The 10,649-nt window shown below is 64.2% G+C and carries 11 protein-coding genes; 4 read left to right on the forward strand and 7 right to left on the reverse strand.

Features of this window, described 5'->3' with window-relative positions:
* Positions 1 to 46: 46 nt before the first annotated feature.
* The 5 genes from P8Y64_04495 to P8Y64_04515 form a co-directional block, all read right to left on the reverse strand.
* Positions 47 to 487 carry a DUF2721 domain-containing protein gene (locus P8Y64_04495; protein ID MEJ2059727.1) on the reverse strand — a complete coding sequence of 147 codons (441 nt, stop codon included), beginning with the start codon at positions 485 to 487 and terminating at the stop codon, positions 47 to 49.
* Complete coding sequence (locus P8Y64_04500) at positions 484 to 1,368, reverse strand: oxygenase MpaB family protein (protein ID MEJ2059728.1); 885 nt, start codon at positions 1,366 to 1,368, stop codon at positions 484 to 486. The genes P8Y64_04495 and P8Y64_04500 overlap by 4 nt, the downstream gene beginning before the upstream one ends.
* Positions 1,369 to 1,438: 70 nt before the next feature.
* Positions 1,439 to 2,098, reverse strand: a complete 660-nt coding sequence (locus P8Y64_04505; GenBank protein ID MEJ2059729.1) for a hypothetical protein — start codon at positions 2,096 to 2,098, stop codon at positions 1,439 to 1,441.
* Positions 2,085 to 5,780: a methionine synthase gene (metH, locus tag P8Y64_04510; GenBank protein ID MEJ2059730.1), complete on the reverse strand. Its 3,696-nt coding sequence runs from the start codon at positions 5,778 to 5,780 to the stop codon at positions 2,085 to 2,087. Before metH ends, P8Y64_04505 begins: the two co-directional genes overlap by 14 nt.
* Before the next feature lie 128 nt (positions 5,781 to 5,908).
* On the reverse strand, positions 5,909 to 6,382 hold the full coding sequence (locus P8Y64_04515) for a DUF302 domain-containing protein (protein MEJ2059731.1): 474 nt from the start codon (positions 6,380 to 6,382) through the stop codon (positions 5,909 to 5,911).
* A gap of 234 nt (positions 6,383 to 6,616) precedes the next feature.
* On the opposite strand from P8Y64_04515, the gene P8Y64_04520 reads away from it, so the two are divergent.
* Together P8Y64_04520 and P8Y64_04525 are read left to right on the forward strand one after the other, a co-directional pair.
* Entirely contained in the window at positions 6,617 to 6,751 is a 135-nt protein-coding gene (locus P8Y64_04520; GenBank protein MEJ2059732.1) for a hypothetical protein, read from the forward strand.
* 73 nt (positions 6,752 to 6,824) lie between these two features.
* Positions 6,825 to 7,580 (forward strand): arginyltransferase, encoded by a 756-nt coding sequence (locus tag P8Y64_04525; protein ID MEJ2059733.1) that lies wholly within the window; start codon positions 6,825 to 6,827, stop codon positions 7,578 to 7,580.
* Here P8Y64_04525 and P8Y64_04530 read toward each other — a convergent pair.
* Together P8Y64_04530 and P8Y64_04535 are read right to left on the reverse strand one after the other, a co-directional pair.
* Positions 7,577 to 8,932 (reverse strand): hypothetical protein, encoded by a 1,356-nt coding sequence (locus tag P8Y64_04530; GenBank protein ID MEJ2059734.1) that lies wholly within the window; start codon positions 8,930 to 8,932, stop codon positions 7,577 to 7,579. The two genes, P8Y64_04525 and P8Y64_04530, sit on opposite strands and share 4 nt — an antisense overlap.
* Positions 8,929 to 9,693 carry an inositol monophosphatase family protein gene (locus P8Y64_04535; GenBank protein ID MEJ2059735.1) on the reverse strand — a complete coding sequence of 255 codons (765 nt, stop codon included), beginning with the start codon at positions 9,691 to 9,693 and terminating at the stop codon, positions 8,929 to 8,931. Before P8Y64_04535 ends, P8Y64_04530 begins: the two co-directional genes overlap by 4 nt.
* A 132-nt stretch (positions 9,694 to 9,825) precedes the next feature.
* Between P8Y64_04535 and P8Y64_04540 the strand changes: the two genes are divergently transcribed.
* Together P8Y64_04540 and P8Y64_04545 are read left to right on the forward strand one after the other, a co-directional pair.
* Positions 9,826 to 10,149, forward strand: coding sequence for a DUF2322 family protein (locus P8Y64_04540; protein ID MEJ2059736.1), 324 nt, complete (start codon positions 9,826 to 9,828; stop codon positions 10,147 to 10,149).
* A gap of 33 nt (positions 10,150 to 10,182) precedes the next feature.
* Positions 10,183 to 10,649 (forward strand): biotin/lipoyl-binding protein (locus P8Y64_04545; GenBank protein MEJ2059737.1); only part of this gene is annotated, 467 nt, incomplete at its 3' end.

Raw genomic sequence — 10,649 nt, forward strand, 5'->3', positions numbered from 1 at the left:
AATCAGTCTTTGCAGGATCCCAACGCGCGGACTTACAAACCCTGCGTCAGTTCGGCCCGATGCGCAGGTTGGCGGTGGCCAGATACACTTCGCGCAAAAAACCCAACAGGCCGAGGATGAAGGCCACCATGGCGGCCACGAACAACACCGCAATCACCAGCGACATGTTCAAGGCGGTGAACGAGTCCAGAAACAGCACCGCGATGACCGTGGAAATCAGCAATGCGCAGGCCACGCACAGGCTGATCGCCCAGTTGATGAGCCGGGCGCGGCGCGACAGCAAGGTGAGTTCATGATGCATCCGCTGCCGGTCCGTGCCGGTGGCGTCGGAGAGCAGCTCGTGCAGCTTGCGCGAACGGTCGATGATGCGCGCCAGGCGGGCGGACAGCACCCCGAGCATGGCGCCCAGGCCGGTGAGCAGGAACACCGGGGCGACGGCGAGGTGAATGGCATCGGCTACGGCGGTGACGGGATTGAAGGGCATCATGGGTGTCTGGCCTGTGTCGCGTCGTCGGAAGAAGAATCGTCGCTGGCGGGGCCCAGGGCTTCGATGTCATAGCCCCGCGGATAGGTCGGGCGTCTCAGTTGGGTGCGCAGTACGGGCCTGCGTCTTGCCGGCAGCCAGCCGGCGAACCGGCCCCGCAGCCGCAGCAAACCGCGCACCGAACGCTGCATGAAATCAGTCTGCGGCGCAAAGCCGAATGCACTCAGCAGAGGCCTGTCCAGCATGGCATAGATCACCGGGCGGCCGAGCGCGAACAATGCCCGCGGCAGATAAAAACCCAGAAACAGGTCGCGCGTCTTTTCCGCCACCACCTGGTTGGCCTCTGCGTAACGAAACCGCTCGCGTTCGTATTCGATGTTGTAGCGCTCGAAGTCCGCGTAGCTGTCCGGCAGATCCCGGATGTGCATGCGCTCGCCCACCGCACGCCAGAACAGGAACCAGGCGAGACGCTCCTGCTCGACCATCCCGCGGTAGGCGAAACGGTCGATCCAGCGGATCGGTTCGAAGACGAACGTGGACAGCACGTACAGATAATCCTCGTTGCGTATCGGGTACCGCGCGTGCTGCCGGTTCATGTTGGCGAGTGCGGCACGCCCGCGTTCGCTGTCGTAGCCGTGCTCGACCAACTCGCTGAGGATGAGATCGGTATCGTCGTAGCGCTTGCGGGGACGTTCGGTCAGTTCGCCCGTCTTGCGCAGCAGGGCCGAGATGCGCGGGACGGCATAGGTGCGGAACAGGGCGAACTCGAGTGCGCGCGCGATATCGAAGGGGAATTCATAGGACGCGTCGATGAACACGATCTCGCAGTGATCCCGCGCCGGATCGAGCGTGCGTATGTGCTGAAGATGGCGTCCCCGCGCCATGGTGATCCCCTCCGAACGGTCATGCCCCCGCCAAGCATAGCCCAACCACCCGGCGGTCCCGCCGCCCCGCTCAGATCGCGATGGTGCCCGGCAGGCGCCGGAAGGGCGAGCGTCGCGGTTGATTGTCCTGCGGCGGGGCCGGTGGCGGCAAGATGCGCAGCTGCTTGACGTAAACCGCCACCGCGTTGTCCGTGCCCTTGATCAGCACATGATCGCCGACCCGGACCTGGTCCCAGAAAGGCTGGTCGACGCACAGACCGCGGCTGATCGGGATATCGAATTCCGCCACGTCGATCCCGTACGGGCAGGCGTGACTATGCCCCTCGAACTTGTCGACCACCGTGACGACCTGGCTGTACGGCGTCTTGGCGAAGGGCTGAACGACCACCGGCACGCCGAGCAGAATGGCGAGATACATGAGCACCGGCCAGGCGACGATGGTGGTGGGAAACAGCAACAGCTGCAGCCAGCGCATGCCTTTCGAGGCCGTCACCCGTTCCCGGAACAGCAGACGAAAACTCACCAGGGCCATCACCAGGCCCAGCGTCACGCCGAACAGCAGCGCCCCGCGATGAAACGGGGCAGTGGGGATCGCGCGGTTGAACACCATGCCCAGTGCCATCAGCACCGCCCAGCTCCAGAACAGCACGAACAGCACCACACGCCAAAACCGCCGCGGGGCGAAATAGCCCGCGGCGGCTTTCCTGCTGTTGGGATTATTCGGGGTCATACCCCAGTATAGGCGCGAGCCATCGTTCAGCGGTCTTTAAATCCCAGCCCTTGCGGCGCGCGTAGTCCTCGACCTGGTCGCGCCCGATCTTGCCGACGCCGAAATAGCGCGCCTGCGGATGCGCGAAGTACCAGCCGGAAACGGCGGCCGCCGGCCACATGGCGTAGCTTTCGGTCAGCGTGATGTGCGCGTTGGCCTCGGGCTCGATCAGCGACCACATCAACCCCTTCTCGGTATGCTCCGGGCAGGCCGGATAACCCGGGGCGGGACGGATGCCGCTGTACTTCTCGGCGATCAGGTCTTCGTTGTTCAGCTGCTCCCCGGACGCATAAGCCCAGAACTCCTTGCGCACGCGCTCGTGCATGAGCTCCGCGAAGGCCTCGGCGAGACGGTCGGCCAGCGCCTTGACCATGATGGCGTGGTAATCGTCGTGCTCCGCCTCGAAGCGCTTGACGTGTTCGTCCGCACCCTCGCCGGCCTGCACGGCGAACGCGCCGATGTAGTCCGCCAGACCGGTGTCCTTGGGCGCGACGAAGTCGGCCAGACATTGATTGGGCCGCTTGGCGGGCTTTTCGTTCTGCTGACGCAGGTGGTGCAGCGTCATGCGCACTTCGCTGCGCGTCTCGTCGGTGTACACCTCGATGTCGTCGTCCCCGACCTGGTTGGCGGGGAAGAAGCCGATCACCGCACGGGCGTGCACCCACTTCTCCTCCACCATGCGCTTGAGCACGGCCTGGGCGTCATCGAACAGCTTGCGCGCCTCGGCGCCCACCACCTCGTCCTCGAGGATGCGCGGGTAGCTGGCGTGCAGCTCCCAGGCGTGGAAGAACGGCGTCCAGTCGATGTAGCGCGTGATCTCTTCGAGCGAGTAATCCTCGAACACCTTGACGCCGAGGAAGCTCGGCTTGGGCGGCGTGTAATCCGACCAGTCGATGGGCGTCTTGTTGGCGCGCGCCTGCGCCAGGGTGAGCAGCTTCTTCTCGCGCTTGCGCGAGGCCAGCTGTTCGCGCACGCCTTCGTACTCGGTCCGGATCTTCTCCGCATACGGTCCGCGCAGCTCGGGGCTGATCAGATTCTGCGCGACGCCCACGGCGCGCGAGGCGTCCTTCACCCACACGGTCGGCGCACGCGTATAGCCGGGTTCGATGCGCGAGGCGGTATGCGCGCGCGAGGTGGTGGCGCCGCCGATCAGCAGCGGCAGATCGAACTCCTGGCGCTCCAACTCCTTGGCGACGTGCGCCATCTCATCCAGCGACGGCGTGATCAGGCCGGACAGGCCGATGATATCGACGTCGTGTTCGCGCGCGGCGTCGAGCACATTCTGCGTCGGCACCATCACGCCGAGGTCGATGACCTCGAAGTTGTTGCACTGCAGCACCACGCCCACGATGTTCTTGCCGATGTCGTGCACGTCGCCCTTCACCGTGGCCATCAGAATGCGCCCGTTGGAGCGCGCGCCGTCTTCCTTCTCGGCCTCGATGAAGGGGATCAGGTGCGCGACGGCCTTTTTCATCACGCGCGCGCTCTTCACCACCTGCGGCAGGAACATCTTGCCGTCGCCGAACAGATCGCCGACCACGTTCATGCCATCCATCAGCGGACCTTCGATGACCTGCAGGGGACGTTCGAAGGACAGGCGCGCCTCTTCGGTGTCTTCGGTCACCCAGGTGTCGATGCCCTTGACCAGCGCGTGCTCCAGACGCTTGCCGACCGGCCATTCGCGCCAGCCGAGGTCTTCCTTTTTGGCCTGCGCACCGTCGCCCTTGTACTGGTCGGCAACCTCCAGCAGGCGCTCGGTGGCGTCCGCGCGGCGGTTGAGCACCACATCCTCGACCCGTTCGCGCAGCTCCTCGGGAATCTCCTCGTACACCGCGAGCTGGCCCGCGTTGACGATGCCCATATCCATGCCGGCCTTGATGGCGTGATACAGGAACACGGCGTGAATCGCCTCGCGCACCGGGTTGTTGCCGCGGAACGAGAACGACACGTTGGACACGCCGCCGGACACCATCGCGTGCGGCAGGCGCTGCTTGATCTCGCGCGTAGCCTCGACGAAATCCACGGCGTAGTTGTCGTGCTCCTCGATGCCGGTGGCGATGGCGAAGATGTTGGGATCGAAGATGATGTCTTCGGGCGGAAAGCCGAGCTGCTCGGTGAGGATGCGGTAGGACCGCTCGCAGATATCCACCTTGCGTTCGCGCGTGTCGGCCTGGCCCTGCTCGTCGAAGGCCATCACGATCACGGCGGCGCCGTACTTGCGCACCAGCTTCGCCTGCTCGATGAACTTCTCCTCGCCCTCCTTGAGGGAGATGGAGTTCACGATGCCCTTGCCCTGCAGGCACTTCAGGCCCGCCTCGATAATCGGCCACTTACTGGAATCGATCATCACCGGCACGCGCGAGATCTCGGGCTCGGCGGCAATGAGATTAAGGAAGCGCACCATGGCGGCCTCGCCGTCCAGCATGGCCTCGTCCATGTTGACGTCGATGACCTGCGCGCCGTTCTCCACCTGCTCCTGCGCGACGGCCAGCGCCTCGTCGTAACGCTCGTCCAGGATCAGGCGCTTGAATTTGGCCGAACCGGTCACGTTGGTGCGCTCGCCGATGTTCACGAACAGCGAGTCGGCCGTGATGTTCAGCGGCTCCAGACCGGACAGGCGGCAGGCGGTCTCCGTGTCAGGACGCGCGCGCGGCGCCTTGTCGGCCACCGCCTGCGCGATGGCGCGGATGTGATCGGGTGTGGTGCCGCAACAGCCGCCGACGATGTTCAGGAAACCCGACTCGGCCCACTCGGCGATCTCTTCGGCCATGGCCTGCGCCTGCAGGTCGTAGCCGCCCATCTCATTGGGCAGGCCGGCGTTGGGATGCGCGGACACGAGATGCTCGGAAACGCGCGACATCTCCTCGACGTACTGGCGCAGCTCGTAAGGGCCTAGCGCGCAGTTCAGGCCAATGGACAGCGGCTGCGCGTGGCGCAGCGAATTGTAAAAGGCCTCGGTGGTCTGCCCGGTCAGCGTGCGCCCGGAGGCATCCGTGATGGTGCCGGAGATCATGATCGGCCGTTCCACGCCGAGCTTTTCGAACACCGACTTGATGGCGAACACCGCCGCCTTGGCGTTGAGCGTGTCGAAGATGGTCTCGATCAGCAGCAGGTCTACGCCGCCCTCGATCAGGGCCTCGGCCGCCTCTATATACGATTCGACCAACTGATCGAAGCTGATATTGCGGAACCCCGGATCGTTGACGTCCGGCGACAGCGAGGCGGTGCGGTTGGTCGGACCCAGCACCCCAGCCACGAAGCGCGGCTTGTCGGGCGTTTTGGCCGTGTACGCATCCGCCGCCTGGCGCGCCAGCTGCGCAGCGGCACGATTGATCTCGCCGGCCAGCGACTCCATGTGGTAGTCCGCCATGGAGATGCTGTTGGCGTTGAAGGTGTTGGTCTCCAGGATGTCCGCGCCGGCGTCCAGATACGCCTCGTGAATGGCGCGAATCACGTCCGGACGGGTGATCGCCAGCAGATCGTTGTTGCCTTTGAGGTCGCTTTCCCAGTCCGCAAAGCGCTCGCCACGATAGTCAGCCTCGCCCAGTTTGTAGGACTGGATCATGGTACCCATGGCCCCGTCGAGGACCAGGATGCGACGAGCGAGGGCGCTTTCCAGCGCTTGAGCGTTGCGTTCAGACATAAGTACTTAAAGAGCAGCGAAAAGCTAGTCAGTCTAGCACAGACGCACCACTCCTTAAGAGACGGCGGATGATGGCGTTGCATAGTCCCTGCCGGCGACACGGGCATGTCGCCGGCAGGGCGTGCGGCTTACTTCAGTGCAGCGTTGATCGAAGTGGTGATGCGCTTCTCGAGGGATTCCAGCTCCGGACGGGCCTTGGTTTCGGTCTCGATCGAGGTGGGCCGGAAAAACCGTACGCTCGTTACGCCATTGCGCTCGGAGACATTCACCGTCATGGGGCAAAAGGCCAGCATGCGCGGATCGAGCTTGAATATCCGGCTGACCGAAGCGGCGTTACAGAACACGATGCTGCGGACATGGGTGGCCGGCACCGGCAACTCCGGTTTCTCGGCCTGAGCGTTTTGATGCTTGAGGATGGATTCCATATCGGTCTGCAGGATGACGGCCAGACCGTGCTGCGTGAACGACTTGACCAGCTTGGGGAAGACCTGATCGATGGGCGCGTTTACATGGCGCTCGAATATCGGGTTGGTCGTCGCGGCGGCGGCCGTCTGCGTCAATCCCAGCAACAGCATCAGGGTGAAGATTAACCGCTTCATCATTTCCAGCTCCTTTTGCAGCGAGTAGGCAAACTAATCATAGTCAAATTCAGCCGGTATATTCCCGGCCACACCATTTGGTTATATGACCTTATGGCCGCTCCACAAATGAAAGAAATCAGGCCACCTGCACCTCACCCGCCTAGCAGGTAAAAACTTGACCTCGGTCAATGGAATGCCCGGCCCTTGCCTCTAGGATTTTCACATGTCGCAATCACTGCAAAGGGTCAAACCATTATGGATCTCATCCTCCACAGCCCGGCCGCCATCCTGAGCATCATCGCGCTTGTGATGCTGCATGCAGTCGGCAGTTTCATGATTTACCGCTTTATCCGCTACGGGCGTGTCGCACGCTCCGAAACTTCCTCCTGAGGTGATTCTCCTGCAGGAAGGTTAAGGGTCTTCGGGGCCGTCAGGCCCCGTCTTTTTTGGGTTGAGGTTGTCGATGGAATTCGAGCGTCTTAAGCTGCCGATCATGGACGCGCAGATGCTCTTTTTCCTGAGCCGGCCGCATGCCTGCAGCTATCTCCAGGGCCAGGTCGCGGCCAGCCTGGTGGCCGATCCGGAGGCGCCGCACACTCCCATGCTGTACGGCGAGCTGCTGGAATTCGGTTTCCGCCGCAGCGGCGAGCACGTCTACGCCCCGCGCTGCCCGGACTGCCAGGCCTGCATCCCCACGCGCATCCCCGCCGCCGATTTCGCCCCGTCCCGCAGCCACCGCCGCTGCCTGAAGCGCAACGCCGATCTGCGCGTCAACTGGGTTCCGGCGAGGCATACGCCCGAATACTTCCGGCTGTACCGCAAATACCTGAGCACGCGCCATCCGGCCGGCGGCATGGACGACCCGACGCCGCAGGAGTTCAGGGATTTTCTGATTTCGGACTGGTGCAGCACGGAGTTCATGGAACTCCGCCTGGACGGCCGGCTGGTGGGGGTGGCGGTCACCGACGTGCTGCCGCGCGCCTTTTCCGCGATCTATACCTTCTTCGACCCCGAGCTGTCGCAAGCGCGCAGCCTGGGCACCTTCGCGATCCTGTCGCAGATCGAGGAGGCCAGCCGCCGCGGGCTGTCGCAGCTGTACCTGGGTTACTGGATCGAGGCCTGCGACAAGATGGCGTACAAATCTCGCTTCAAACCTTTCGAGATCTACGGCAGCGGGGGCTGGCAGCGCCTGCCCTCGGAAGACCCGCTGCAGCCCTAAAGATCGAAAATCGCGATCGAGCAGTTGTCGCGATAATTCCCCTTCTCACGCATGCGCTTGTCCAGATCCGCGGACAGGGTGCGGATCTGTTCCGCCGCGTCAAGGTGCTGCAGGGTGCTCATGGCCGAGGCGTTGTAGTGGTTGGCGATGCCGTCGCTATAAGCCAGGATGCGCCAGCCGCGCTCGACCGAATAATCGCGCCGCGTCAGCCGGCCGAACTGATTCCAACCGCTTTCGCGCTGCTTCTCGGTGCGACCGATCGCCACCACGGCGTTCATCACCTGATGGCCGATGGCCTCGTCGATGGATTCGTGGCGCAGGCGCCGCTTGGCATCGAAGATCAGCAAATGCACGTCGCCCATCTGCGCCAGCCGGGCGACCAGGTCATTGCCGTCCTGCTCGATGCGCACGCCGAACAGGCAGACCCCGCCCGCCCCCAGGTCGACCTCGTCGTAGAGCTTCTGGGTCTGCTCCACCGTGACCGGCAGGTCGCCCCGCTGCTTCACGAAGGTCTGGATGAACAGGTCCCGGGCGCGCACGCCGTTGCCGTAGCCACCCATGGCATCGATGACCAGCGCCTCGTCGATTTCCGGCACCAGCACCACACCGTCCTCGTTCTGCTTGCGGCCCACGCCGATGTAGCTCGCGGCCGTGAGCGAAAAGCCCAGCCCCGTGCGGGTCTGATGAATCTTGTCCGCCAGCATGCCGGCCCCTTCGCCCAACAGCACCACCGGCTTGCCGATGGAAACGGGTGCCGCGGGCGCGGCTTTGACCTTGGCCGGTTCGGGCTTCTCGGCGGCGGGCGGCGGCGCCTCCTGCCGGTTGACGTGCACGCCCTCGCGGCTGACGTCGAGCAGGAACAGCACGTTGTCCGAGCTGTAGAGGTATTTGCGGTAACGGCCCTGGCCGCGCGGCGGGGTCGCCGCGTCGCGGGTCGCGTACAGGTCTATCAGGCGGCGCACCGTTTCCCATTCCAGGTGGCGCGAGTCGTACAGCAGCAGGCGCACGATGTAGTCGTCGAGCTGGGGCAGCGCCTCCAGGGTGGACGCGCTGGGGCGCGAACTCTGCTGCACGCCGCCGAGTTCGCTCTCGGCCTCCATCAGCAGGTAGACCAGCACGGAGATGATCAGCGCGCGTTCCCGGTCCAGCGCGTCCTTGCCGCCGAGCTTGCGGATCTCCTCGGCCTGCCGGCGGAACAGCGGTACGTCGTCGGGCGTGATGACCGAACCGTCGTCGCGGTTCACCAGCACGCCGTGGTACACATCGAAACGGTCGAGCAGACCGGCCTGCGCCTCCTCGAATTCCTCGGGGCTGAATTCTTCGAGAAAGAGCTGGCCGTCTGCTTCGGTCATGTCTTGAGCCTGGACAGTACCTGGGAGTGCAGGCCGCTGTTGCAGGCGGCCAGCACGGAGGTGGTTTCGAGGTCCAGCGGCTGGCCGTCGATATCGGTGAAGCTGCCGCCCGCTTCGCTGACGATCACCGACAGCGCGGCGATGTCGAGGATGTTCACGTCCGACTCGATGACCACGTCGATCTTGCCGGCCGCGAGCAGATGGTAGTGGTAGAAGTCGCCGTAGCCGCGAATGCGATTCACGTCGCGCACCAGCGGGGCGAGGGCCTGCCATTGCGGGCCGGCGGCCAGGGCCTTGATGTTGCCGAAGGACAGCGTCGCCTCCCCGATGGTGTGCACGTCGCTGACGTGCAGCGGCTCGTCGTTGAGCCAGGCGCCGCCGCCCTGCTCCGCCCAGGCCAGCTCGCCGAACATCGGCGCGTTGGAAACGCCCAGGATCAGCTCGTCGTTGCGCATCAGCGCGATCTGGGTGGAGAAAAACGGATAGCGGCGCACGAAGCTCTTGGTCCCGTCGATGGGATCGATCAGCCAGGTGTACTCCGCGTCGGGATTTTCCTTGCCGGTCTCCTCGCCGTAAAAGCCGTGCTCCGGAAAGGCCTCCAGCAGCATGCCGCGGATGGTCTTCTCGGTCTCCACGTCGGCCTGGGTGACCGGGCTCTGGTCAGCCTTGTACTCGACGTCGAATCCGTCTTCGTAATAGCGGCGAATGACTTGCTCGGCGGCGCGCGCGGCGGCCAGCGCGGTTTCCAGAAAAGGGCTCATAGGGACTTCGGCGATCCGGGTTCAGGGACGAAAGGCGCACAGTATAACGGAGCCACCCCGCGCGCCGCTTGGCTTGAGGCCGTCGAGCCGGCTGACATACACTTATTTAATTAGGAATCGAATCCAAGACCCATGCCGACCTTCGAAGAAAATCTCAAGCAGCTCAAACAGCCCAGCGACACCGTCGCCACCCTCGAATTCTATGCCGACGGCTACGAGCCGGAGTTCGTGATCGAGAACAAGCCCGGCAGCAGCGGCTCCCTGGCGGTGTATTACGAGGTCTCCGTCACGCACGGCGGTATCACCCCCAAGGCCGCCGAACAGGCCCTGGAGCTGTTCGCCGAACACACCGACGACGCCCGCGCCAACCCCGGCAAGCACCCCAACATCGACCGCCTGTTCAAAATCATCGACGAAGGGCTGTTTTACTCGGTGAAGGCCATCCCTAAAAGTTAACCCTCCACCACCGCAACCACTCAGGACGAGATCATGCCCAGCGCCCGCACCCTGCGTCGCATTGCCTGGCTCGCCCTGGCGATTCTGCTGATCGGCGCGTTTATCTGGTGGAAGACCCGCCCCAAACCGGTCGAGGTACTGGTCCAGTCCGTTTCGCGCGGCACGGTGGAGGCGACCGTCTCCAACACCCGCGCCGGCACGGTGGAGGCCTGCCAGCGTTCCAAGCTCTCCCCCGCCGCGGGCGGCCAGATCGCGGTGTTGGACATCCACAAGGGGGACGAGGTCAAAAAAGGCCAGATCCTGCTCGAACTGTGGAACCAGGACCTCAAGGCCCAGGTCGCGCTGGCCAAGGGCGAGGAAAAGGTATCACAGGCCCAGGCCCGCTCCGCCTGTCTGCAGGCCGATGTGGCGGCGCGCGAGGCGGACCGCCAGGTCAAACTGCGCCGCCAGCAGCTGGTCTCGGTGGAGCAGGTCGACAAGGCCACCACCAACGCCAAGTC

The sequence above is a fragment of the Gammaproteobacteria bacterium genome (genome assembly GCA_037388465.1).
GTDB lineage: Bacteria > Pseudomonadota > Gammaproteobacteria > SpSt-1174 > SpSt-1174 > JARRKE01.

What these genes read in the sequence shown, in the direction of transcription:
- P8Y64_04495 (MEJ2059727.1), bottom strand. Translation starts at nt 487, where the DNA reads ATGATGCCCTTCAATCCCGTCACCGCCGTAGCCGATGCCATTCACCTC.
- P8Y64_04500 (MEJ2059728.1), bottom strand. Translation starts at nt 1,368, where the DNA reads ATGGCGCGGGGACGCCATCTTCAGCACATACGCACGCTCGATCCGGCG.
- P8Y64_04505 (MEJ2059729.1), bottom strand. Translation starts at nt 2,098, where the DNA reads ATGACCCCGAATAATCCCAACAGCAGGAAAGCCGCCGCGGGCTATTTC.
- metH (MEJ2059730.1), bottom strand. Translation starts at nt 5,780, where the DNA reads ATGTCTGAACGCAACGCTCAAGCGCTGGAAAGCGCCCTCGCTCGTCGC.
- P8Y64_04515 (MEJ2059731.1), bottom strand. Translation starts at nt 6,382, where the DNA reads ATGATGAAGCGGTTAATCTTCACCCTGATGCTGTTGCTGGGATTGACG.
- P8Y64_04520 (MEJ2059732.1), top strand. Translation starts at nt 6,617, where the DNA reads ATGGATCTCATCCTCCACAGCCCGGCCGCCATCCTGAGCATCATCGCG.
- P8Y64_04525 (MEJ2059733.1), top strand. Translation starts at nt 6,825, where the DNA reads ATGGAATTCGAGCGTCTTAAGCTGCCGATCATGGACGCGCAGATGCTC.
- P8Y64_04530 (MEJ2059734.1), bottom strand. Translation starts at nt 8,932, where the DNA reads ATGACCGAAGCAGACGGCCAGCTCTTTCTCGAAGAATTCAGCCCCGAG.
- P8Y64_04535 (MEJ2059735.1), bottom strand. Translation starts at nt 9,693, where the DNA reads ATGAGCCCTTTTCTGGAAACCGCGCTGGCCGCCGCGCGCGCCGCCGAG.
- P8Y64_04540 (MEJ2059736.1), top strand. Translation starts at nt 9,826, where the DNA reads ATGCCGACCTTCGAAGAAAATCTCAAGCAGCTCAAACAGCCCAGCGAC.